This window comes from Azospirillum oryzae (genome assembly GCF_008364795.1).
GTDB classification, from domain to species: domain Bacteria; phylum Pseudomonadota; class Alphaproteobacteria; order Azospirillales; family Azospirillaceae; genus Azospirillum; species Azospirillum oryzae.
In genome coordinates, this window is sequence record NZ_VTTM01000002.1 from 186,312 (window position 1) to 210,131 (window position 23,820).

The 23,820-nt window shown below is 67.3% G+C and carries 19 protein-coding genes and 1 tRNA gene; 9 read left to right on the plus strand and 11 right to left on the minus strand.

Annotated elements, in window-relative coordinates; all coding sequences use genetic code 11:
- Window positions 1-305: 305 nt before the first annotated feature.
- The 3 genes from sucD to mdh form a co-directional block, all read right to left on the minus strand.
- Window positions 306-1,181: a succinate--CoA ligase subunit alpha gene (gene sucD / locus FZ938_RS06845; protein WP_014246680.1), complete on the minus strand. Its 876-nt coding sequence runs from the start codon at window positions 1,179-1,181 to the stop codon at window positions 306-308.
- A 1-nt stretch (window position 1,182) separates the two neighbouring features.
- Window positions 1,183-2,379 carry an ADP-forming succinate--CoA ligase subunit beta gene (sucC, locus tag FZ938_RS06850; RefSeq protein WP_149197858.1) on the minus strand — a complete coding sequence of 399 codons (1,197 nt, stop codon included), beginning with the start codon at window positions 2,377-2,379 and terminating at the stop codon, window positions 1,183-1,185.
- A 132-nt stretch (window positions 2,380-2,511) separates the two neighbouring features.
- Window positions 2,512-3,480 (minus strand): malate dehydrogenase, encoded by a 969-nt coding sequence (mdh, locus tag FZ938_RS06855; RefSeq protein WP_042699729.1) that lies wholly within the window; start codon window positions 3,478-3,480, stop codon window positions 2,512-2,514.
- A 270-nt stretch (window positions 3,481-3,750) separates the two neighbouring features.
- Between mdh and FZ938_RS06860 the strand changes: the two genes are divergently transcribed.
- On the plus strand, window positions 3,751-4,254 hold the full coding sequence (locus FZ938_RS06860) for a hypothetical protein (protein ID WP_149197859.1): 504 nt from the start codon (window positions 3,751-3,753) through the stop codon (window positions 4,252-4,254).
- A gap of 9 nt (window positions 4,255-4,263) precedes the next feature.
- Here FZ938_RS06860 and FZ938_RS06865 read toward each other — a convergent pair whose 3' ends face one another.
- The 3 genes from FZ938_RS06865 to FZ938_RS06875 all read right to left on the minus strand — a co-directional run bounded on the left by FZ938_RS06865 (window position 4,264) and on the right by FZ938_RS06875 (window position 8,609).
- Window positions 4,264-5,427, minus strand: a complete 1,164-nt coding sequence (locus FZ938_RS06865) for a DUF2336 domain-containing protein (protein ID WP_149197860.1) — start codon at window positions 5,425-5,427, stop codon at window positions 4,264-4,266.
- A gap of 225 nt (window positions 5,428-5,652) precedes the next feature.
- Complete coding sequence (locus FZ938_RS06870) at window positions 5,653-6,561, minus strand: hypothetical protein (RefSeq protein ID WP_149197861.1); 909 nt, start codon at window positions 6,559-6,561, stop codon at window positions 5,653-5,655.
- A 479-nt stretch (window positions 6,562-7,040) separates the two neighbouring features.
- Window positions 7,041-8,609, minus strand: coding sequence for a lysine--tRNA ligase (locus FZ938_RS06875; protein ID WP_149197862.1), 1,569 nt, complete (start codon window positions 8,607-8,609; stop codon window positions 7,041-7,043).
- A gap of 193 nt (window positions 8,610-8,802) precedes the next feature.
- Between FZ938_RS06875 and FZ938_RS06880 the strand changes: the two genes are divergently transcribed.
- The 3 genes from FZ938_RS06880 to FZ938_RS06890 are packed head-to-tail and all read left to right on the plus strand — an operon-like array spanning window position 8,803 to window position 9,986.
- Window positions 8,803-9,126: a DMT family transporter gene (locus tag FZ938_RS06880; protein WP_149197863.1), complete on the plus strand. Its 324-nt coding sequence runs from the start codon at window positions 8,803-8,805 to the stop codon at window positions 9,124-9,126.
- 51 nt (window positions 9,127-9,177) lie between these two features.
- The gene (locus FZ938_RS06885) at window positions 9,178-9,516 is read left to right on the plus strand and encodes an ArsR/SmtB family transcription factor (protein WP_149197864.1); all 339 of its coding nucleotides are present in this window, start codon (window positions 9,178-9,180) and stop codon (window positions 9,514-9,516) included.
- Entirely contained in the window at window positions 9,513-9,986 is a 474-nt protein-coding gene (locus FZ938_RS06890) for an SRPBCC family protein (protein WP_149197865.1), read from the plus strand. The genes FZ938_RS06885 and FZ938_RS06890 overlap by 4 nt, the downstream gene beginning before the upstream one ends.
- A gap of 14 nt (window positions 9,987-10,000) precedes the next feature.
- Here FZ938_RS06890 and FZ938_RS06895 read toward each other — a convergent pair whose 3' ends face one another.
- The 3 genes from FZ938_RS06895 to secA all read right to left on the minus strand — a co-directional run bounded on the left by FZ938_RS06895 (window position 10,001) and on the right by secA (window position 16,324).
- Window positions 10,001-12,748, minus strand: coding sequence for an EAL domain-containing protein (locus FZ938_RS06895; protein ID WP_246457686.1), 2,748 nt, complete (start codon window positions 12,746-12,748; stop codon window positions 10,001-10,003).
- 136 nt (window positions 12,749-12,884) lie between these two features.
- The gene (gene mscL / locus FZ938_RS06900) at window positions 12,885-13,376 is read right to left on the minus strand and encodes a large conductance mechanosensitive channel protein MscL (RefSeq protein ID WP_149197866.1); all 492 of its coding nucleotides are present in this window, start codon (window positions 13,374-13,376) and stop codon (window positions 12,885-12,887) included.
- 212 nt (window positions 13,377-13,588) lie between these two features.
- Window positions 13,589-16,324, minus strand: a complete 2,736-nt coding sequence (gene secA, locus FZ938_RS06905) for a preprotein translocase subunit SecA (protein WP_149197867.1) — start codon at window positions 16,322-16,324, stop codon at window positions 13,589-13,591.
- A 417-nt stretch (window positions 16,325-16,741) separates the two neighbouring features.
- Between secA and FZ938_RS06910 the strand changes: the two genes are divergently transcribed.
- From FZ938_RS06910 to FZ938_RS06930, 5 genes are all read left to right on the plus strand, one after another.
- On the plus strand, window positions 16,742-17,710 hold the full coding sequence (locus FZ938_RS06910) for a peptidylprolyl isomerase (protein WP_149197868.1): 969 nt from the start codon (window positions 16,742-16,744) through the stop codon (window positions 17,708-17,710).
- An 83-nt stretch (window positions 17,711-17,793) separates the two neighbouring features.
- Window positions 17,794-19,032, plus strand: a complete 1,239-nt coding sequence (gene argJ, locus FZ938_RS06915; protein ID WP_149197869.1) for a bifunctional glutamate N-acetyltransferase/amino-acid acetyltransferase ArgJ — start codon at window positions 17,794-17,796, stop codon at window positions 19,030-19,032.
- Between the two features lie 19 nt (window positions 19,033-19,051).
- Entirely contained in the window at window positions 19,052-19,495 is a 444-nt protein-coding gene (locus FZ938_RS06920; RefSeq protein ID WP_085090320.1) for a (deoxy)nucleoside triphosphate pyrophosphohydrolase, read from the plus strand.
- A 427-nt stretch (window positions 19,496-19,922) separates the two neighbouring features.
- Window positions 19,923-21,839, plus strand: a complete 1,917-nt coding sequence (recQ, locus tag FZ938_RS06925; protein ID WP_149197870.1) for a DNA helicase RecQ — start codon at window positions 19,923-19,925, stop codon at window positions 21,837-21,839.
- Window positions 21,840-21,942: 103 nt separating this feature from the next.
- Window positions 21,943-22,017 (plus strand) — tRNA-Thr (locus FZ938_RS06930).
- A 172-nt stretch (window positions 22,018-22,189) separates the two neighbouring features.
- Here FZ938_RS06930 and map read toward each other — a convergent pair.
- Together map and sfsA are read right to left on the minus strand one after the other, a co-directional pair.
- On the minus strand, window positions 22,190-22,999 hold the full coding sequence (gene map / locus FZ938_RS06935) for a type I methionyl aminopeptidase (protein WP_149197871.1): 810 nt from the start codon (window positions 22,997-22,999) through the stop codon (window positions 22,190-22,192).
- 58 nt (window positions 23,000-23,057) lie between these two features.
- Complete coding sequence (gene sfsA, locus FZ938_RS06940) at window positions 23,058-23,795, minus strand: DNA/RNA nuclease SfsA (protein ID WP_149198589.1); 738 nt, start codon at window positions 23,793-23,795, stop codon at window positions 23,058-23,060.
- Between the last annotated feature and the right edge of the window lie 25 nt (window positions 23,796-23,820).

Here is a 23,820-nt window from a genome sequence, read left to right on the forward strand (position 1 = left end):
GTTTCACCTCGGGCCGTAAGCCCGATTCCCTGTGGGAGATGATCGCGAGTGATGAAGGAGGCGGGGGATCGTTGGATACCCATATGCGAGAACCGGCGAAAACAGCCGGTGGGGTGCGGGCTGGGATGCGAGAAGCACCGCCGACGCTTGCATATGGGTTCCCAGGACCATCCGTCCAAGAGGAGACCCCGAAGGGGCGGCGGGCGGGGCACCACAGCGTCCCGCCCGCCATCCTCTTCCGAGTCCGTCCCTTTTCAAAGGCGGGAGGCCGTGGGCGTCACCCTTGAGGCGACGCCCGCAGACCATCAGCCCTTGAATACCTTCAGCATGGTGGAGCCCAGGCTGGCGGGGCTGTCGGCGACGGCGATGCCGACCGACTTCATGAAGTCGATCTTGAAGTCGGCGGTGTCGTTGCCGCCGGAGATCACCGCACCGGCATGGCCCATGCGGCGTCCCGGAGGAGCCGTGCGGCCGGCGATGAAGCCGACGACCGGCTTCTTGGTGCCCGAGGCCTTGATGAACTCGGCGCCGCGGACTTCGGCGTCGCCGCCGATCTCGCCGATCATGATGATGCCCTCGGTCTCCGGGTCCTTCACGAACAGTTCCAGGCTGTCGACGAAGTTGGTGCCGTTGACCGGGTCGCCGCCGATGCCGATGCAGGTGGTCTGACCCAGGCCGGCCGCCGTGGTCTGCGCGACGGCCTCATAGGTCAGCGTGCCGGAGCGCGAGACGATGCCGATCTTGCCACGCTTGTGGATGTGGCCCGGCATGATGCCGATCTTGCACTCGTCCGGCGTGATGATGCCGGGGCAGTTCGGGCCGATCAGGCGGGTCTTGGAGCCGTCCAGGGCGCGCTTGACGCGGACCATGTCCAGCACCGGGATGCCTTCGGTGATGCAGACCACCAGCGGGATCTCGGCGTCGATGGCTTCCAGGATCGCGTCCGCGGCGAAGGGCGGCGGCACGTAGATCACCGAGGCGTTGGCGCCGGTCTTCTCGACCGCTTCCGACACGGTGTCGAAGATCGGCAGGTCGAGGTGCTTGGCCCCGCCCTTACCGGGCGTGACGCCGCCGACCATCTTGGTGCCGTAGGCGATGGCCTGTTCGGAGTGGAAGGTGCCCTGGGCTCCGGTGAAGCCCTGGCAGATCACCTTCGTGTTCTTATCGACGAGAACAGCCATGTTACGCGGCCTCCTTCACGGCCTTGACCACCTTCTCGGCGGCATCGGCGAGGTTGTCGGCCGAGAGGATCGGCAGGCCGGATTCGGCCAGGATCTTCTTGCCCAGATCGACGTTGGTGCCTTCCAGGCGCACCACCAGCGGAACGTGCAGGTGCACTTCGCGCGCCGCGGCGACCACGCCCTCGGCGATCACGTCGCAGCGCATGATGCCGCCGAAGATGTTGACCAGGATGCCTTCGACGTTGCTGTCGGACAGGATCAGCTTGAAGGCCGCGGTGACGCGCTCCTTCGTGGCGCCGCCGCCGACGTCGAGGAAGTTGGCCGGCTCGCCGCCATAGAGCTTGATGATGTCCATGGTGGCCATCGCCAGGCCGGCGCCGTTGACCATGCAGCCGATGTTGCCGTCGAGCTTGACGTAGTTGAGGCTGTGCTTGGCCGCCTCGATCTCCGCCGGATCCTCTTCCGCCTCGTCGCGCAGCTCTTCCACGTCCTTGTGGCGGAACAGCGCGTTGTCGTCGAAGTTCATCTTGGCGTCGAGCGCCAGGATGTCGCCCGAACCGGTGACGATCAGCGGGTTGATCTCGACGATGGCGCAGTCCAGATCCACGAACGCCTTGTAGGCGGCCTGGATGAACTTGGCGGCGGCGCCGACCTGCTTGCCTTCCAGGCCCAGCGCGAAGGCGACCTTGCGGGTGTGGTAGCCCTGGATGCCGGTGGCCGGGTCGATGGCGACCTTGATGATCTTCTCCGGCGTGTTATGGGCGACCTCTTCGATCTCCATACCGCCTTCGGTCGAGGCCATGATCGTCACGCGGCCGGTGGCGCGGTCGATCAGCATGCCGAGGTACAGCTCGCGCTTGATGTCGGCGCCTTCCTCGATGTAGAGGCGCTTGACCTCGCGGCCATCCGCACCGGTCTGCTTCGTCACCAGGACGTGGTTCAGCATCTCGGCGGCGTTCTTGCCGACTTCCTCGATCGACTTGACGACGCGGACGCCGCCCTTGCCCTCGGGGTTGTCCTTGAAGCGGCCGGCGCCGCGGCCACCGGCGTGGATCTGGGACTTCACCACCCAGACCGGACCGCCCAGCTCGCGGGCGACCGTCTCGGCCTCCTGCGGGGTGTAGGCAACGCCGCCGCGGGGAACCGCGACGCCGTACTTCTTCAGCAGGCTTTTCGCCTGGTACTCATGGATGTTCATCGGGCGTCCATCTGTTTTTTGTTTCGGCTGACGAGAACGGGTCGACTGAAGGACAAGACGGGCGCACCACCGGCGCCGTCCCGGACCCGGAAAATGGGCCGGGACGGCGCCGGAGACCGCGCACTCCGTTCTTTAGGAAGCGGCCTTCTCGGCGTCCAGCTTCTTGACGACGTCGACCAGCGTCTTCACCGCGTCGACGGAGTTCTGGAACATCGCCTTCTCTTCGTCGTTCAGCTCGATCTCGATGATCTTCTCGACGCCGCCGGCGCCGATGATCGTCGGGACGCCGACGTAGAGGTCGTCCTGGCCATACTGGCCGCTCAGGTGGGCGGCGACCGGCAGAACGCGCTTCTGGTCCTTCAGGTAGGACTCGGCCATCTGGATGGCGGAAGCGGCCGGGGCGTAGAAGGCGGAGCCGGTCTTCAGCAGCTTGACGATCTCGGCGCCGCCGTCACGGGTGCGCTGAACGATGGCGTCCAGCTTCTCCTGCGTGGTCCAGCCCATCTTGACCAGATCGGGCAGCGGGATGCCGGCGACGGTGGAGTAGCGCACCAGCGGGACCATCGTGTCGCCGTGGCCGCCCAGCACGAAGGCGGTGACGTCCTCGACCGAGACGTTGAACTCTTCGGCCAGGAAGTAGCGGAAGCGGGCCGAGTCGAGCACGCCGGCCATGCCGACCACGCGCTCCGGCGGCAGGCCGGACGCCTGCTGCAGCACCCACACCATCACGTCGAGCGGGTTGGTGATGACGATGACGAAGGCGTTCGGGGCATACTTGCCGATGGCCTCGCCGACCGTCTTGCAGACGCCGCTGTTGATGCCGATCAGGTCATCGCGGCTCATGCCCGGCTTGCGCGGGATGCCGGCGGTGACGATCACGACGTCGGCACCCTCGATGACCGAATAGTCGTTGCCGCCGGTCAGGCTGGCGTTGAAGCCCTCGACCGGGGAGGTTTCGGCGAGATCCAGCGCCTTGCCGGCCGGCATGCCTTCGGCGATGTCGAACAGGACGACGTCGCCCAGTTCCTTCTGAGCAGCGAGCAGAGCCAGCGTGCCGCCAATCTGGCCGGCACCGACGAGCGCAATCTTCTTGCGAGCCATGGAGCGTTCCCTAAAACGTTTGAGCGTCCCCCATTCAGCGGGAGACTAGAACCGTTGGTCATTCTAACGTCTTAGGGATCCAGCGCCCCGAGATTTCGGAAGCGTAGGTAGCGCGTTTTGTCGCGGAGGGCAAGCCTGACCGCTAGCGAGGCATTGCAGCTTTGCGTCGCACCCCCGATGATCCTTTCCAACGACTGGACCGTTCGGCTTTATACGTATGGTTCGCGTCCGGTCCTTACCTTGTTCAAAGATGGTCGAAGGAGAGCGCAGATGGCCAAGCTCGTGGCCCGTTTCATTCCCGGTCTGACCATGTCGCTGGCGCTTGCCGCCGGCATCGCCGGCGTCTCGGCGGCCGGCTCCGCCCAGGCCCAGACGGTCGGCGACTATACCGCCGCCATCGCCGCCGCCCCGATCACCGACCCGGCGGCGGAAGCCAGCGCCGCCTATTGCCGGCCGCTGACCAACTACGTCTACACTTCGATCCCCGCCGACCAGCGGGCGAACTGGGTGCTGCCGCTGGTGACGCTGGACGGCTCGCAGTCGGCGGAACTGGCCGCCAAGCGCGAGGCCTGCCTGAAGGTGCGCCAGATGCCGCTGATCGCCTTCGACGCCGGCACCGGCGAGCAGATCGTCACCCCGGCCGAGGCGATGGAAGGCCCGACCGACCGCGGCCCCTATTACAAGGAGGTCTCGCCCGACACCCCGGTGCCGCGCACCGGCCGCGCCACGCCGCGCCAGCCGATGCCGCGCGGGGGCACGCAGCAGCCTTACTGATCGGTCCCCTTACGGCCCGATGCCGTAGCGTTCCAGGTGTCGGGCCATCTCGGCGGAGGACAGCGGGAAGCCGCTGCCCTGCCGGGCGTTCAGCATGGCGCGCGGGTGGATGCCGGCCGCGCGGGCCTGGATCTGCATGGCGCAACGCATCGACAGGCCGGCGCGCCAGACCAGGGCGGTGACCGCCTGCGGATCGTGGGCATCCAGGATCAGCTCCACCACCTCCGGCGCCACGCGGGCGCGCAAGGTCAGCGCCGCCCGCACGAAACCGGTCTCGTTCCACGACATCGCGTCGCCCAGCGCCGTCTCGTCCAGCTTGCCCAGCCGGTGCAGGCGGACGGCGCGGCGTTCCGGCGACTCGGCCGACTCGGGCGCTTCGGCCCAGTCGATGCGGCGGCGGGTGGTGGCGGCGATCTCCGCCACCGTGGCGTCGTCGAAGTCGGGACGCCGCCGCAGAGTATCCGCCACCGCCAGATCGACGAAATCGGCCAGCCGGAGCGCCAGCCGGCGGGGCAGGGCGGGACGGCGGGCCAGCTTCTCCCGCCAGTCGGGATGGTGGGCCGACCGCTCCACCAGCGATTCCAGCGTCGGTTCGGCGATCACCGCCCCGCTGTTGTCGAGCAGGATGCCGGTGGCTTCGGCATGGCTGCTGCCGGCGATGGCGTCGGACAGGGCCGCGCCGATGCTGTGGCGCCGGGCGATGGCCGACAGCGCCCAGCCGGCGGGGGCGGCGGCGACGATGTCCAGCAGATCCTCATCGCTGAGCGCCGCGCAGCAGCGCAGAACCGGCTCCGCCACCGTCCGTTCGACGTCGCGCGCCAGCGTCGCCACCACCGTGGGCGGGGCGCAGGCGATGTCCTTGATCGCCGTCGCCAGCGCCTCGCGCACCCGGACGATGTGGTCGCGGGCCAGCTGCTCCAACGCGCGAATCGCCACGGCGCTGACGGTGTCGGCCCCGCCCGGCGGCAGGTCCGGCAGCAACCGGCACAGCTTGCGGGCGAGGGTGGAGCGCACGTCGGCATCGCCCATCCCGGCGAGCCGCGATTCGACCAGCACGTCGCCGACCTGACGGGCGACACCGCGGCCGGGCGCCGAGGGTGGTGCGGAGGGCGGTGCGGAGGGCGCCGCCTGGAGCGGTTCAGGCTCCGGCGACCCGGCGAACAGGTAGTCCATCAACTCGGGCGCGACGCCGCAGTCCGTCTCCGGCGGGAGGCGGGGGGAGGGGCGGGAAGGGGAGCGCCGGGCTGTCACCGGACCTGTAGCCTTGTGGTGGTGCCGCGGCGGGGCCGGAGCGGCAGCGGTGGGATCATGCGGTCCATCGAAGCGCCCCCCTGGTTAACGGCGTCCTAATTCGGCACTGGCCCAGCTTGTGACATCCGGCACGGCCGGCCGCGGGGCTCAGCGCCGCTTGGCGGCAGGGGTGGCGCCCAGCATGCTGCGTTGCGCCAGCATCGGGCGCGCCACCTGCCGGCCGCCCAGCACACGGATCGGTACCGACTGATCCAGCCGGTGCTTGTCGAACTGGTCGAAGATGCGCAGCAGCGCCTCCGCCGTGCCCTCGCCGTAATGGATGTCGGTGCGGGCGCGGTCCAGTTCGGTGCGCAGGCCGTCGCGCAGACGGCCGAACAGGGCGTCGAACAGCGTCTGGAAATGCTCCTCGGCGAAAACGAAATGCCGTTCGCGCAGATGGTCGGTCATCCGCCGGATGAAGGTCTGGCGCTGCTGGTGGAACTGGCGAAAGCGCAGCATCACCCGGATGAACGGCGTGTCGGCCAGCACCGCCAGCGTTTCCTCATGCGCCAGCCGCCGCCAGACCTCGGCATCGCGGTCGGTCCCCAACCGGTTGAACAGGGCGATGGCGCTGGCGTTCATCGCTTCCCACTCCTTCTCGTAGAACAGGGCGGTCAGCGTCGATTGCAGGCCGGGGAGGATCACCTGGGGAAAGCTGGCGCCGGTGATCGGGTCCATGCTGTCGGGCAGGCGGGTGCGCAGGGCCGAGACCATCAGGCGGGTGACGAAATCCCGGCGGCGTCCATCGTGATGAAGAGGCTGTTGCCCGTCCCCCGTCGCGTCCGCCGTCGTCGCACAGCCGCCGCAGCCGGACGCCGTGCAGGACTGGCAGATCGAGGCGAACAGCGGCAGCACCGACGGCCAGTGCGCCATCATCAATCCCATGGCGCGGGCGAATTCTTCGCGCGACAGCGTGCCCTTGGCGGTGAATTGCGGCTCCAGCGCCTCCTGAAAGGTGCTGACCAGAGCCTGCGCCGTGCGATGGTGGCGTTCGAACGGCGGCGGATCGGCGGTCATCCCACGCCCTCCCTCCCGATGCGTCCCGGCCGGCCTTACGGGCCAGCCGCGGTTACCGATACAATTTATCAGGTATTTTATTTATCTTGGCTGTGACGGCCATCACAGGGGAGGAGCGGCAGCCGGCCGCCGCGCCAAAAAAAAGGCCGCTGCCCAAGCGGGCGCGGCCTTTAGTCTAGGGAGGAAACGCACTGCAAAATGCAGTAACGAAGCGGAGTTTAAGCCTGCAGCCGTGTTAGCGGTACCACCCTTTTCGAATTGGTGCGGTGCGACATCCGCATAGCGCGGTATGGAATATCCTTAGGTTTGCCCATCCGGTGGGCGGAAAGGCAGTTTTCCGCACTCTTTTCGGGCATGTGGCCGGTTGCGGGGCAGGCGAACGATCGATTGCGAAAATAGTTGCGTTCGGATCGGTTCGGAAACGAAAAAAGGAGGCGCCTTTCGACGCCTCCAATCAGTCGCATGGAAACCGGCGGGCGTCAGGCCGCCAGCTTCTCGCGGATCAGCGCCTTGGTCTCGTCGATGCCGTAGAGCTGGATGAAGGAACCCATGCGCGGGCCGGTGGTCTGGCCCAGCAGCACCTCGTACAGAGCCTGGAACCACGCCCGCAGCTCGGTGAAGCCGTGGGTCTTGCCGACTTCGAACACCTCGTTCTGGATGGTGTCGGCGCGGGCGTCGGCCGGCAGGCCGTCCAGCTTGGCCAGCAGGTCCTGCAGGGCGGCGCGTTCGGCGTCGGTGGGGGCGCGGAACCGCTTGGTCGGCTTCACCTGATCCTGGTAGTAGCGCACGGCATAGCCGACCATGCTGTCCAGGAAGGGGCTGTTCTCCGGCGTGGCGTCGGGGGCGTAGCGGCGGATGAAGCCCCACATGGTGTCCTTGGTGTCGGCATTCGCCGCCCCCGCCAGATTGAGCAGCAGGTTGAAGGACACGTCGGAGCGCACGGCCGGCGGCTTGCCGTTGTGGATGTGCCAGGCCGGGTTCTCCAGCTTCTTCGCCGGCTCCTCGCCATGGACCTTGTCGACGAAGGTCAGGTATTCGTCCACCGCGCGCGGGATGACGTCGAAGTAGAGGCGCTTGGCCGACTTCGGCTTCTGGAACATGTAGAGGGCGAGACTTTCCTGCGGCGCGTAGGCCAGCCATTCCTCCATGGTCAGGCCGTTGCCCTTCGACTTGGAGATCTTCTGGCCCTTGTCGTCGAGGAAGAGTTCATAGTTGAAGCCTTCCGGCGGGGTGCCGCCGAGGATTTTGCAGATCTTGCCGGCGAGATCGGCCGACGGGATCAGATCCTTGCCGTACATCTCGTAATCGACGCCGAGGCCGAACCAGCGCATGCCCCAGTCGGGCTTCCACTGCAGCTTCACATGGCCGCCGGTGACCGGCAGTTCGACCTTCTTGCCGTCCTCGTCCTCGAAGACGATGGTGCCGGCATCGACGTCGCGCTCCAGCATCGGCACCTGGAGGACCCGGCCGGTGGAGGGGGAGACCGGCAGGAAGGGGCTGTAGGTCGCCTGCCGTTCGGCGCCGAGGGTGGGCAGCATCACCGCCATCACCTCGTCGTAATGGCGCAGGATGCCGAGCAGTGCCTCGTCGAAGCGGCCGGACTTGTACCAGTCGGTGGAGGACTGGAACTCGTACTCGAAGCCGAAGCTGTCGAGGAAGGCGCGCAGCCGGGCGTTGTTGTGGGCGCCGAAGCTGTCATGGGTGCCGAAGGGGTCGGGCACCTGGGTCAGCGGCTTGCCCAGGTTTGCCGCCACCATCTCCTTGTTGGGGATGTTGTCGGGGACCTTGCGCAGGCCGTCCATGTCGTCCGAGAAGCAGAACAGCCTGGTCGGAATGTCGCTCATGGTCTGGAAGGCGTGGCGCACCATGCTGGTGCGCGCCACCTCGCCGAAGGTGCCGAGATGCGGCAGGCCCGACGGACCATAGCCGGTCTCGAACAGGACATAGCCTTTGGCGGGCGGCGCTTTCGCGAAGCGCGCGACCAGTTTGCGCGCCTCCTCGAACGGCCATGCCTTCGCCTGCAACGCCAGATCCCGTTCGCCGGTCATCGTCGGACCCTTTCGAAACCACATAGATAAAGTTGGGAATGAGGGCAAAGACCCTAGGGCCGGCCGGGCGTGGCGTCAACCATGGGTGTCTGGAGTGGGATGTGCCGGGGGCCCTCTTGCGGCGCTCCTTCGCCCGGTCCATCCTGCGGCCCCGCGGGATCGGCCTTGCGGGAGTTGGCGGAGTGGCGAGGCGATGAGCTGGCTGTATCTGGTGGTGGCGATCCTGTTCGAGGTCGTCGGCACATCGGCGATGAAGATGTCGGACGGCATGACGCGGCTGGGTCCGGCGGCGGCGGTGGTCGTCTGTTATGGCGTCGCCTTCCTGCTGCTCGCCAAGGCGCTGCGCACCATGGAGGTCGGCATCGCCTATGCCATCTGGTCGGCGACGGGAACCGCGGCCATCGCCGCCATCGGCGTGTTCGTCTTCGGCGAGTCGCTGACGGTGATGAAGGTGGTCGGCATCCTCCTGATCGTCGCCGGGGTCATCAGCCTGCACATGGCGAACGGGGCGGCATAACCGCAATAGTTAGGCATTGACCTAAGTGTTTTCTCCCGCTAGGGTGCCGTCATGGATGCAGCACTCGACAGGACGTTCCGTGCGCTGGCGGACCCCACGCGCCGGGCGGTGATCCAGGCGCTGGGTCGCGGACCGGCATCGGTCGGCGACCTTGCGAAGCCCTTCGGCATGGCCCTGCCCAGCTTCCTGCAGCACCTGAAGATGCTGGAGGACAGCGGGCTGGTCGAAACGCGGAAACAGGGGCGGGTGCGCACCTGCACGCTGAAGCCGGAGGCGCTGGCGGCCGCGGAAAGCTGGCTTGAAGCCCAGCGGAGCCTGTGGACAAAGCGGCTCGATCAACTGGACAGCCTGGTGCTGGACCTGAACAAACGGGAGGAAGGGACACCATGACCGATGTGGTTTTCAACCCGCTGCTCGACCTTGAACTGAAGCGCGAGGTCGCGGTTCCGCCGGGCCTCGTCTGGCGGGCCTGGACCGAGCCGGAACTGCTGATGAAGTGGTTCACGCCGGCGCCCTGGCGCACCACCGCCTGCGAGATCGACCTGCGGCCCGGCGGCAAGTTCCGCACGGTGATGGAAGGGCCGAACGGCGAGAGGAACGACAGCACCGGATGCTTCCTGGCCGTGGAGCCCGAGCGGCGCCTGGTCTTCACCGACGCGCTGGGTCCGGGCTTCCGCCCCACCGGCGGCGGTTTCATGACCGCGACCGTCACCATCGAGCCGGCGGCCGGCGGCACGCTCTATACCGCCGTCGCGCTGCACAAGGACGAGGCGGCGAAGAAGCAGCATGAGGAGATGGGCTTCCATCACGGCTGGAGCGCCGCGCTCGACCAGCTCGTCGCCCTGGTGAAGGGACTGTAGGGAAAGGGGCGGCCTTAAGCCCCGACCTTGAACGGGTTCACCTGCCGGGCGGCGCGTTCGACCGCCTCGGCGGGGCCGGGGCGGCCCAGGTAATAGCCCTGGGCGACGTCGCAGCGCAGGGCGCGCAGGGCTTCCAGCGTTTCGGCGTCCTCCACGCCTTCCGCCACGGCGGTCAGGTTCAGGCTGTGGGCCATCTGGATGACGGCGGCGGTGATCTTGGCGCTGTCGTGGTTGCTGGTGAGATCGGCGACGAAGCTGCGGTCGATCTTCAGCTTGTCCACCGCCAGACGGCCGATGTAGGACAGGTTGGAATAGCCGGTGCCGAAATCGTCGATCGACACCTGCACGCCCATCGCCTTGATGCGGCGCAGATTGTCCATCACCAGATCGGTGTTCTGGATCAGCATCGATTCGGTCAGCTCCAGCTCCAGCAGAAGCGGGTCGAGCCCGCTGTCGGCCAGGGCCCGCGTCACCGTGGCGACGAGGTCGTTGCGCTGAAGCTGCAAAGCCGACAGGTTGACCGCCACCGACAGCGAAAGGCCGCGGGCATGCCAAGCCGCCGCCTGCCGGCAGGCCTCCGTCAGGACCCAGGCGCCGATGGGCACGATCAGGCCGCTGTCCTCGGCGATCGGAATGAAGTCGCCGGGCGGGACCATGCCCTTTTCCGGGTGGTTCCAGCGCACGAGAGCCTCCGCGCCGGTCACTGCACCGCTCTCCAGGCTGACCTGCGGTTGGTAATGGATCAGGAACTCCCCGCGGTCGAGCGCGCGGCGCAGGCCGCTGCGGGTGGACAGGTGGGCCACCGCCTCGGCGTTCATCGCCTCGGCATAGAAGCGGTGGGTGTCGCGGCCGGCCGCCTTGGCGTGGTGGAGCGCGGTGTCGGCGTTCTTCAGCAGGGTGGCGAAGTCCTTGCCGTCGGCCGGGGCCAGCGCCACGCCCGACGACAGGGTGACCGTCAGCTCATGCCCGCCGACCTGGAAGGGCTCGGCCATCGCCTCGTGCAGGGAGGCGACGGCCTCCACCACCGAATCGATGTCGGGCTGCCCGGACAGCAGCAGGATGAACTCGTCGCCGCCGCCGCGGCTGACCGTGTCGGTGTCGCGCACCGCCGCCTTCAGCCGCTCCGCCACCGCGCGCAGCAGGGCGTCGCCGACGGCGTGGCCTAGGCTGTCGTTCACGGTCTTGAAGCGGTCGAGGCCGCAGGCGACCAGCGCCACCAGCCGGCCGTTGCGTTCCGACCGGGCCAGCGCCTGCTCGGTGCGGTCCTGCACCAGGACGCGGTTGGGCAGCAGCGTCAGCGCGTCGTGGCGCGACAGATACTCCATCCGCTCCTGCGCCGCCTTGCGTTCGGTGATGTCGCGGACGAGGACCAGCAGCCGGCGGTCGTTGCCGTCGATCACGGCGCGCCGCATGCTGACCTCCACCCAGAACAGCGCGCCATCGAGCCGGCGGGCGTGCCATTCGAACAGCTGCGGTTCGCCGTCGGCCGCCTTGCGGATGCGGGCCGCGGCGTCGTGCCGCGTGTAGGGCGGCACGCCGGAACTGATCATCGCGACGGTGAGGTCCGACAGCGACATGTTGCCGACCCGGTACATCTCCCGCATCCTGCGGTTGACCTCCAGGATGGCGCCGCTGTCCAGGTCGTGGATGAAGATGGCGTCGGTGACGCTGTCGAAGATGGTGCGGACGCGCTCCTCGCTGGCGGTCAGGGCCGCGACCGCGGTGCGCAGGCTTTGCGTCTTGCTTTCCACCTGCCGGCGCAGCAGCAGCACCCACACCAGCGCGCCGAAGCCCAGCACCGCCAGTCCGCTCAGCAGCTTGAGCAGCAGGTCCATCATCTGGGGGCTGACGATGCCGGTGAGGCTGCGGCCGAGCCAGCGCTCCTCGACCGCCTTGCGCTCCTGCGGGGTGATGCGGGCGAAGCCGTCGGCGATCAGGCGGAACAGCGCCGTGTCGCCCTTGCGCACCGCCCAGTGCAGTTCGCCGGTATAGAGCGGATCGGTGTAGCGGAAGCGTCCCTGCACGCCGCGCTTGGTCATGTAGTAGCGGGCGGACGGGTCATCCATGCAGAAGACGCGGGTTTCCTGCTTTGCCGCGGCATCCACCATCGCTTCGAAGCCGGAATAGCGCTGGAAGGCGGTGATGCCCTGGTCGGTCAGCCATTCGATGCAGAAATCGCCGTCCTTCACCCCGACCGTGAAGGCGCGCAGCGACTCCACCCCGGTGATGCCGCTGAGGTCGGCGCTGAACCAGATCGGCACGTCGACGCGGGCATAGGGCTTGGAGAAGTCGTAGATCAGGTCGCGGGCGTCATTGCGGAAGATCGTCTCGATGACGTCGGCGCCGCCGCTGTCCATGGTCTTGCGGGCAAGGCCCCAATCGAGCGGAAGCATGCGGACCGGGATGCCGGTCTTCTGCGACCACAGCGTCCATATGTCCTTCACGATGCCGACATGGGCGCCGTCCGGGGTGCGGAAGCTGTAGGGCGGGTAAGTGTCGTCCAGCGTCACCCGGATTTCGGCGGGGCGCGGGCCGGCGTCCGGAGGCGCCGCAGCCGGTGCCGGCGTGCTGATCGCCGCCGCCGGGTCACCGGCCAGCAGGGACAGCAGCAGGATGGCAAGCAACCGCATGGCGGCCCGGCGAGCCGCGGAGCGGATCATGGCGGCGCACCGTCGGGAACGGTCGGCGGACAGCGCTTGGCGGACATGGACATGGCCCTTGTCGAGGTCATGGACAGCGCAGGCGTGCGAGGCCTTCGCCATCTCACCGCCATCGCCAGCTTATCCAAGAGGGTAACCCGTTCGACGCGCTGCGGCAACGGGGGGTTCTCCCCACCCTGTGACAAGCTCCCGCAGTGAGCGAAATCACACCGGCGCCGGCGCGGGGCCGGCGGGAGAATCAGGGGCTGCGGTCGGCGGGTGGCGGCCGGTTAGCGGCCTGACCGCCGGGTTGACTGCTGGGTTGACCGCCGGATTGATCATTGGCTTGGGCGCGCAGGGCGTCGCGGATTTCCTCCAGCAGCAACTCCTGGCGCGGCGGGGTCTTGGGGGCTTCCTTGTGCAGGACATGCAGGCGGTTGACCTGCCGGACGATCATGAACAGGGCGCCCGACACGATCAGGAAATTGATGCAGGCGTTGATGAAGCGGCCGTAATTGACGGTGGCCGCCCCCGCCTTCTCGGCAGCCTGGAGCGAGTCGTAATGGCCGCCCGACAGGCTGACGAAGTAGTTCGAGAAATCGATGCCGCCCATGATCCAGCCGATCGGCGGCATCAGGATGTCCTTGACCAGAGAATTGACGATTCCGGTGAAGGCGGCACCGATGATGATGCCGACGGCCAGCTCGACGACATTGCCGCGGCTGATGAATTTCTTGAATTCTTCGAACATGGCGTCCCGTTTTTCCGTGGTCGTGGAAGGGAAACGGGATGGGGAGAGGTTGGTTTCAATGGGGCGTGGATGCTGACCTTTGCCCCCACCCTAACCCTCCCCCGCTGGGCGGGGGAGGGAATAACTCCCTCCCTTGCGAAGCGGGGGAGGGAAGGGGCCCGCGGCGAAGCCGTGGGAAGGGAGGGGGCACCGGCAGGCACCCCACACCCCCCTTACGCCATGCGGCCGTGGCAGTGCTTGAACTTCTTGCCCGATCCGCAGGGGCAGGCGGCGTTGCGCGGGGTGTTTTCCATCACCTCGGCCGGCAGCGGCTGGTCTTCCGGCGTGCCGGCCAGCGACGAGGCGCGGACCATGCCGTCGGGCAGGGCTTCGCCATCACCGGCCCCCATGGCAGCCATCGCCAGCGCCGGGTCCATGCGGCCCTCGTGCATCTCCTGCATCTGGCGGGCGAACAGTTCCTCCTGCGACGGCGCCATGCGGATTTCGACATGCATCAGGATGGTGGTGACCTGCTCGCGCAGCGCCATCAGCATGCTGTCGAACAGCTCGAAGGCCTCGCGCTTGTACTCGTTCAGCGGGTCCTTCTGGGCATAGGCGCGCAGGTTGATGCCCTGGCGCAGATGGTCGAGCTGGAGGAGGTGGTCCTTCCATTCCTGGTCCAGGATCTGGAGCAGGATGCTCTTTTCCACATGCCGCATCGTCTCGGCGCCGTAGGCCTCCTCCTTGTCCGCATATTTGCGGTCGGCGGCCTCGCGCACGCGCTCCTCGATCTCCGGCTCGGCGATGCCCTCCTCCTTGGCCCACTCGTGCACCGGCAGGTCCATGCCCAGCACGCGGTTGACCGCCTCGTGCAGGCCGTCGATGTCCCACTGTTCGGAGTAGCTGTTGGCCGGGATGGCGGCCGAGACCATGTTGGCGATGATCTGGTGGCGCATCTCGCGGATTTCCTCCGCGATGTCCTCGCTCTCCATCACCTCGTGGCGCTGCTCGTAGACGACCTTGCGCTGGTCGTTCATGACGTTGTCGAACTTCAGCAGGTTCTTGCGGACCTCGAAGTGATGCGCCTCGACCTTCTGCTGCGCCTTTTCCAGCGCCTTGTTGATCCAGGGATGGATGATCGCCTCGCCCTCCTTCAGGCCGAGACGCTGGAGCATGCTGTCCATCCGCTCCGACCCGAAGATGCGCATCAGGTCGTCTTCCAGCGACAGGAAGAACTTGGAGGTGCCGGGGTCGCCCTGGCGGCCGGAACGGCCGCGCAGCTGGTTGTCGATGCGGCGGCTCTCGTGCCGCTCGGTGCCGACGACATAGAGGCCGCCGGCCTGCTTGACCGTCTCGCGCGCCTCGGCGATCTCGGCCTCGATCTGCTTGATGCGGGCCTCGCGCTCCGGGCCTTCCGGGACGTCGGCCAGCTCGACCTCGATCCGCATCTGGAGATTGCCGCCCAGCTGGATGTCGGTGCCGCGGCCGGCCATGTTGGTGGCGACGGTCACCGCGCCGGCGCGGCCGGCCTGGGCCACGATGTAGGCTTCCTGCTCGTGGTGGCGGGCGTTCAGGACGTTGTGCGGGATGCCGCGCTTGTTCAGCAGCTCCGACAACAGTTCCGACTTCTCGATCGAGGTGGTGCCGACCAGCACCGGCTGGCCGCGCTTGCGGGCATCCTCGATCAGGTCGATCATCGCATGATATTTCTCGGTCGCGGTGCGATAGACCTCGTCGTCGTGGTCGATGCGCTTGACCGGGACGTTGGTCGGGATGTCGACGACCTCAAGCCCATAGATCTCGCCGAACTCCGCCGCTTCGGTCAGGGCGGTGCCGGTCATGCCGGCCAGCTTCGGATAGATGCGGAAGTAGTTCTGGAAGGTGATGGAGGCCAGCGTCTGGTTCTCGCGCTGGATCGTCACCTTCTCCTTGGCCTCCAGCGCCTGGTGCAGGCCTTCGGAGAAGCGGCGGCCTTCCATCATGCGGCCGGTGAACTCGTCGATGATGACGACCTTGTCGTCCTTGACGATGTAATCCTTGTCGCGTTGGAACAGCATGTGGGCGCGCAGCGCCTGCTGCGAATGGTGGACCAGGGCCACGTTCTGGATGTCGTAGAGGCCGCCGGTCTTCAGCAGCCCGGCCTCGGCCAGCAACTGCTCCATGTGCTCCTGGCCGGCCTCGGTGAAGCTGACCGAGCGGTGCTTCTCGTCCTTCTCGTAATCCTCGGCCACCAGCATCGGGATCAGCCGGTCGACCTGGACATACATCTCCGACGAATCGGTGGAGGGGCCGGAGATGATCAGCGGGGTGCGCGCCTCGTCGATCAGGATCGAGTCGACCTCGTCGACGATGGCGTAGTTGAAGGGCCGCTGGACCAGTTCCTCCAGCCGGAACTTCATGTTGTCGCGCAGATAGTCGAAGCCGAACTCGTTGTTCGTGCCGTAGGTGATGTCGGCGGCGTAGGCGGCGCGCCGCTCGTCGTCGTCCAGCCCATGCACGATGCAGCCGGTGGTCAGGCCGAGGAAGCCGTAGACCCGCGCCATCCAGCCGCTGTCGCGCGAGGCGAGATAGTCGTTCACGGTGACGACGTGGACGCCCTTGCCTTCCAGCGCGTTCAGGTAGACGGCCAGCGTGGCGACCAGCGTCTTGCCTTCGCCGGTGCGCATCTCGGCGATCTTGCCGCTGTGCAGCACCATGCCGCCCATCAGCTGCACGTCGAAATGGCGCTGGCCCAGCACGCGCTTTGCCGCCTCGCGCACGGTGGCGAAGGCGTCGGGCAGGATGTCGTCCAGCGTCTCGCCCTTGGCCAGCCGCTCGCGCAGCCAATCGGTGCGACCCTTCAGCTGGTCGTCCGACAGCGCGGCGACCGACGGCTCCAGCGCGTTGATCTGAGCCACGGTCTTGTGCAGCGCCTTGACCGCGCGCGTGTTGGCGGTGCCGAAAATCTTGCGGGCGAGAGCGCCGAACATGAAAACCTCGGGAGTAAAGCGGAATGTGGGCCAGCCTATCGACGGGTCTCACATAGGACTATGGCAAGGCCCTGTCAACGAGACCGGGCCGGCGGGGGCTCCGTTGCGGCATTTGCGCAGGCGGCCGGGGCAGGGGAGAAGCCGGGGGATGCCATGACCGTTTCATGAATTCGCGTCCAGAAAGCGCCGCGGCGGTTGGCTGCGACCGGCGGGGGCTGGTATCCCCTTGCGCTGGCACATGAGCTATAGGGCGGTAGCCACGGGGACCCTTGCCCCGCGCGGCTTAGCCATGCTTAATCCCCTGCGGAATCGGGCGCGGAGCGGCGGATGGCTCCGATGCCGCAGACCATGCGAAACGGGCGCCGGTCCACCGGCCGCCCATTTGTGAAGCATCCGCCGGAAGGAAACAGACACGCCATGGTTCAACGAGTGTTCCGCACCGCGCTCCTGTCGGTTGCCGCCTGTGGCATCGCGCTGGCCGCCCACGCCCAGACGCCTGCTCCGCAGACGCCGGCGCCCGCCACTCCCGCTCCGGCCGCTTCGGCTCCGGCCGCTCCGGCCGATCCGGTGGTCGCCCGCGTCAATGGCGAGGAGCTGCACAAGTCGGACGTCACCCGCATGGTCTCGCAGCTGCCGCCGCAGGTGCAGCAGATGCCGATCGAGATGATCTATCCGGCGGTGATCGACCAGCTGGTCAGCGGCAAGCTGGTTTCCTCGGCCGGCTACAAGGCCGGTCTGGCCGATTCGGCCGAGGTGAAGGACGAGATCAAGCGCGCCGAGGAGCGCGCGGTCCAGCGCGCCTTCATCCAGAAGGAGATCAAGGCCCGCGTGACGCCCGAGGCGCTGAACAAGGCCTATCAGGATTACCTGAAGGAGAACCCGGCGCAGGAGGAGGTCAAGGCCGCCCACATCCTGGTCGAGAAGGAAGACGAGGCCAAGGCCATCATCGCCCAGCTGAAGAAGGGCGGCGATTTCGCCAAGCTGGCCAAGGAGAAGTCCAAGGACGCCGCCGCGGCGGCCCAGGGCGGCGACCTCGGCTATTTCACCAAGGACGCGATGGTCGAGCCCTTCGCCAACGCCGCCTTCGCCATGAAGCCGGGCGAGGTCAGCAAGGAGCCGGTCAAGACCCAGTTCGGCTGGCACATCATCAAGGTCGAGGACAAGCGGACCCAGCCGCAGCCGACGCTTGAGGAAGTGAAGCCGCAGCTGGAGCAGGCGCTGTCGAAGGACATCGTCACCGCCCTGGTCGAAGAGCTGCGCGGCAAGGCGAAGATCGAGACCTTCCAGATCGACGGCTCGCCGATGCCGAAGGAAGAGCCGGCCGCCGCCCCGGCGACCCCGGCCCCGGCCGCTCCCGCCACTCCGGCGGAGCCGGCGAAGAAGTAAGGAAGACGGTAAGGGGGTGGGGGTTCGCCACCACCCCCACCACCCACACGCCACCACCACTCCCCACCACGGGAATTTCCTTCATGGCCACGACCCTCTCCCCCTTGGCTCCCGCAAGTTTCCCGACGCTGCCGCCCATCGCGGGCGTGCGCATCGCCACGGCGAACAGCGGCATCCGATACAAGGGCCGCGACGATCTGCTGCTGGCCGTGCTGGATCCCGGCACCGCTGTGGCTGGCGTGCTGACCCGGTCGCTGACCTGCTCGGCCCCGGTGATCTGGTGCCGCGACAGCCTGCCCAAGGGGTCGGCCCGCGCCGTGGTGGTGAATGCCGGCAACGCCAACGCCTTCACCGGCAAGGCGGGCGACGCCACCGTGCAGGCGACCGTCACCGCCGCCGCCGAACTGGCAGGCTGCGCCCCCGACGAGGTCTATATCGCGTCGACCGGCGTGATCGGCATCCCTCTGGCCGCCGACGCCATCGGCAAGTGCCTGGCGCCGATGGCCCCGAATCTCAAAGCCGATTCGGCCGCGTGGGAGAAGGCCGCCCGCGCCATCATGACCACCGACACCTTCCCGAAGGGTTCGGTGCGCACCGCCAAAATCGGCGGAACGACGGTGACCATCGCCGGCTTCGCCAAGGGCTCCGGCATGATCGCGCCGGACATGGCGACGATGCTGGGCTTCGTCTTCACCGACGCCGCCATCGCCGCCTCCGCTCTGCAGGACATGCTGTCGGAATTCACCGAGCGCACCTTCAACGCCGTCACGGTCGACGGCGACACCTCGACCAGCGACACGTTGCTGCTGTTCGCCACCGGCAAGGCCGGCAACGCCCCGGTGTCGAGCGCCGACGCCGCCGAGTTGGCGGAGTTCCGCGCCGCGCTGGAAGAGCTGCTGCTCGATCTGGCGCTGCAGGTGGTGCGTGACGGCGAGGGGGCGACCAAGTTCATCGCCATCACCGTGCGCGGTGCCGACAGCGACGCCGCCGCCAAGCGGATCGGCATGACGGTGGCGAACTCGCCGCTGGTCAAGACCGCCGTCGCCGGCGAGGACGCCAACTGGGGCCGCATCGTCGCCGCCATCGGCCGGGCCGGCGAGCGCGCCGACCGCGACCTGATCAAGATCACCGTCGGCGGCACCCTGATCTGCGCCGACGGGATGGAAGTCCCCGGCTACGACGAGACCCCGGTCGCCAATCACATGAAGGGCAAGGAGATCGACATCGACATCGACCTCGGCCTGGGCAAGGGGACGGCGAAGGTGTGGACCTGCGACCTGACGCACGGCTACATCGACATCAACGGCAGCTATCGGAGCTGACGGTCAACGGAGCCGAGTGATGACCGCCTGTTTCGATCCCAACTCCACCCCCGCCCGCGGCTCGCTGCCGGTGCTGATGGTGGTCGCGGTGGCGCTCGTCGATGCCGACGGGCGGGTGCTGCTGGCCCAGCGCCCCCCCGGCAAGTCGCTGGCCGGCTTATGGGAATTTCCCGGCGGCAAGGTCGATGCCGGGGAAACGCCGGAAGCGGCGCTGGTGCGCGAGCTGAAGGAGGAGTTGGGCATCGACACGGCGGCCAGCTGCCTCGCGCCCTTCACCTTCGCCTCGCACAGCTATGAGAGCTTCCACCTGCTGATGCCGCTCTATGTCTGCCGGGTGTGGGAGGGCGACGTGATGCCGCAAGAGGGGCAGAAGCTCGCCTGGGTCTACCCGAACCGGATGGGCGATTACCCGATGCCGCCGGCCGACGTGCCGCTGGTGGCGATGCTGCGGGATTTGCTGTAGGGGCCAATTCGCAGCATTGCCCAATACCGCGCGTTGAAAATCGGGCCGCGCGGCTGTATATTTTTCGGAGGTGGCCGGCGGGTGCTGCTACACCCGCCGGCACGCTCCCGGTGCTTAGCGACGGATCAGACGGATTTCTATCCGCCATCGCCGCCACTGGAGCACCAGGAAGAAGGGCATCTTCTTCATGCCACCTTCCTCTCTGAAACGGCGGATGGCCTATTCCATCCGCCGTTTTCAGTTTACACGCGGACGATGAGCGGGCGCTACCTTTTCACACCAATGTGTGGTGGTGCCAACGGCTGTCCGACCTTTGTTCCCAGGCGTGATCCTTTGCGGCTTTGCCCCGGGGGCGATCTGTGCGACATGATGGGGCGTTGAGACGACAAGCCGGATCTCCGGCACCACTTTCCTGAACCGCATCGGCGTGGATTCGTTGTTTTCCTACAGCAACCCGGGTGCGTCGGACGATGCCCCCGGTCAACGGCCGGCCACGGCGCTCGACGCGCTGCGGACGGTGTTCGGCTACGACTCCTTCCGCGGCCAGCAGGCCGACATCATCGACCATGTGGTGCGCGGTGGCGACGCGCTGGTGCTGATGCCGACCGGCGGCGGCAAGTCGCTGTGCTACCAGATCCCGGCACTGGTGCGCGACGGCGTGACGGTGGTGGTCTCACCGCTGATCGCCCTGATGCGCGATCAAGTGACGGCGCTGCGGGAGCTTGGCGTGCGCGCCGCCTTCCTCAACTCCTCCCTCGGGCCGGCGGAGGCGCGGGAGGTGGAGCGGGCCATGGTGCAGGGCGAGATCGACCTCGTCTATGTCGCGCCGGAACGGCTGGTGACGCCGCGCTTCCTCGATCTGCTCGACCGCACCAGGCTGGCGCTGTTTGCGCTGGACGAGGCGCATTGCGTGTCGCAGTGGGGGCATGATTTCCGCCCCGAGTATCTGCAGCTGTCGATCCTGCACGAACGCCACCCGATGGTGCCGCGCATCGCGCTGACCGCGACGGCCGACGTGCAGACCCGCGCCGAGATCAAGGACAAGCTGGGGCTGACCGACGCCCGCGTCTTCCTGTCCAGCTTCGATCGGCCAAACATCACATATCGCGTGGTGCCGAAGAAGAGCGAGCGCCAGCAGATGCTGGCCTTCCTGCGCGAGAACCACCCGGAAGACGCCGGTATCATCTATTGCATGTCGCGCAACAAGGTGGAGGATGTCGCGGCCTGGCTGAACAGCCAAGGCCGCGAGGCTCTGCCCTACCATGCCGGGCTGCCCGCCGAGGTGCGCGAGGCCAACCAGGACCGCTTCATCAAGAGCGAGGGTCTGGTGATGGTCGCCACGGTGGCCTTCGGCATGGGCATCGATAAGCCGAACGTCCGCTTCGTCTGCCACCTCGACCCGCCCAAGAGCCTGGAAGCCTATTACCAGGAGACCGGCCGCGCCGGCCGCGACGGCCTGCCCGCCAATGCCTGGATGGCCTACGGCATGGCCGACGTGGTGATGCTGCGCCAGATGCTGGAGCAGTCGGAAGCCGGCGACAGCCACCGCCGGGTGGAGCGCGGCAAGCTGGAGGCCCTGCTCGGCTTCTGCGAGACGCCGGACTGCCGCCGTCAGGTGCTGCTGAACTATTTCAACGAGACGCTGCCGGAGCCCTGCGGCAACTGCGACACCTGCCTGGACCCGGTCGAGACCTGGGACGGCACCATCGCCGCGCAGAAGGCATTGTCGGCGGTCTACCGCACCGGTCAGCGTTACGGTGCCGGTCACCTGATCGACGTGCTGGTCGGCAATGCCACCGAGAAGGTGGTGCAGCAGAACCATGACCAGCTGAAGACCTTCGCCGTCGGCAAGGATTTGACCAAGGTCGAATGGCAGTCGGTCTACCGCCAGCTGGTGGCGACCGGACTGTTGACCGTCGATCTGGAGGGCTATGGCGGCTTCCGCCTGACCGATGCCGGGGTCGCCGTCATCAAGGGGCAGCGGGTGGTGAAGCTGCGCAAGGACCCGGTGCTGGAGCGCCGCCGCGGCGTCCATGACGCGCTGCGCCGCCACACCGCGCGGGGTGGAAGCTTGAGCGGGGAGGGCGTGTCGCGCTCGGGCGCCCGCGGTGCGTTGTCGGCGGCCGACGATGCGCTGTGGCACGCGCTGAAGGACTGCCGGACGGCGCTGGCCAAGGCGCAGAGCGTGCCGCCCTACGTGATCTTCCACGACAGCACGCTGTTGGAAATGGTGGCCCAGCGCCCGCGCGACCACGCCGCCTTCGCCCATCTGCCGGGGGTCGGCGGACGTAAGCTGGAACGCTACGCCGACGCCTTCCTGGAGGTGATCCGGCAGCACGGATGAGGCTTTCGGGCGCATGGCAGGCTTGAGGAGGAGCGGCCGATTTTTCCGAAATTCACCGCTTGCATCTCGCGAAGCACCTCGCTATGTTCCGCGCCACAACGACGCCGCAGTAGCTCAGGGGTAGAGCAACTGATTCGTAATCAGTAGGTCCGGGGTTCAAATCCCTGTTGCGGCACCAGTTTCTTCAAGGGCTCGGCAAGCAATTGCCGGGCCCTTGATCGTTTCAGGGCTGTTCCGGCGTCGTCCGTTGCGGCGATGGTCAATCGAGTGCTTGGCCGCCGCCATAAACAACTCGGGCGCCGCATCTCCCGACACGGCGCCCGCTACTCAGCCGAAACTATCCCCCGCCCTCACTCCACCGCGTAAGGCGGCTTCGTGTACCCCGCCGGCGACAGGGTGAAGATCTCCGCACCGTCGGCCGTCACGCCGATGGAGTGCTCGAACTGGGCGGACAGCGACTTGTCCTTGGTCACGGCGGTCCAGCCGTCGCCCAGGATCTTCACGTCGGGACGACCGGTGTTGATCATCGGCTCGATGGTGAAGATCATGCCTTCCTTCAGCACCAGACCCTCGCCCGGTTTGCCGTAATGCAGGACCGACGGCGGTTCGTGGAAGACGCGGCCGACGCCGTGACCGCAGAAATCGCGGACCACCGAGAAGCGATGGGATTCGGCGAAGCTCTGGATGGCGTGGCCGATGTCGCCCAGCGTGGCGCCCGGCTTCACCGCGGCGATGCCGATCATCAGCGCGTCATAGGTGACGTCGACCAGCTTGCGCGCCTTCACGCCGACGTCGCCGCACAGATACATGCGGCTGCTGTCGCCGTACCAGCCGTCGACGATCGGCGTGACGTCGATGTTCAGGATGTCGCCGTCGACCAGCCGCTTGTCGCCGGGGATGCCATGGCAGACGACATGGTTGACTGATATGCAGTTGGCGCGCGGGAAGCCGCGATAGCCCAGCGGGGCGGGGATGCCACCATGGTCGCGGATGAACTGCTCCAGCAGGCGGTCGAGCTCGCCCGTGGTGACGCCCGGCTGCACATAGGGGACGATGTAGTCCAGTGCCAGCGCGGCCAGACGGCCGGCCTTGCGCATGCCTTCGAATCCCTCCGGACCATGAAGGCGGACGCGGTTGGATTCGACGTGATCCTGTTCCAAGACGAAAGCCCCTATGCCAAGTAACCAAAAGCCGGATGCCGAAGCCCGCGGCAGAGCCCTAAAGCCGGATCGGCAGCGGCCGGTCCAATTCAATCGATTCGGGCGTGATCGCGCAAGACCAACACAGCGCCTCCACCCCCGAATCCAGCGCGCGGCGCAGACCGTCATGATAGGCCGGATCGAGATCGGCCGCCGTGCGGAAATGGGAACAATCGCCGCGCTGGACAAGGTAGAGCATGACCGCGCGGCAGCCCTGGGCCACCATCGCCGCCATCTCCTGCAGATGCTTGGCGCCGCGGGCGGTGACGCAATCCGGGAATTCGGCGGCGTCTGCATGGGGGCCGTCGGGGCGGCGGAGGTGGACGTTCTTGACCTCGACGTAGGTCGGTGGGCGGGCGCCGGGCTTGGCCGGGTCGTCCTCCAGAAGTACATCAATGCGGCTGTTGCGGCCGTATTTCACCTCGCGCCGCAGCCGGTCGTAGCCGGCAAGTTCCGGGATGGTGCCGGCAGCGATGGCGGCGGCGACCAGCGCGTTCGGGTGGCCGGTGTTGACGCCGACCAGCCCCTCGCCCCAGGGGGTGGCGGCCTCCACCAGTTCCAGCGTGTAGGCCAGCTTGCGGTTGGGGTTGTCGGAGCGCGAAAGCCAGACGGCGGAGCCGGGAATGTCCAGCCCGATCATGCTGCCGGAATTTGGGACATGCGCCGTCACCTCCACCCCGTCCAGCAGGACGTCGGCGAGAAACCGCTTGTAGCGGCGGATCAGGCGGCCTTGAAGAAGGGGGGTGGGAAAGCGCATCTTGGCCGCGACGCTACCCTTGGCC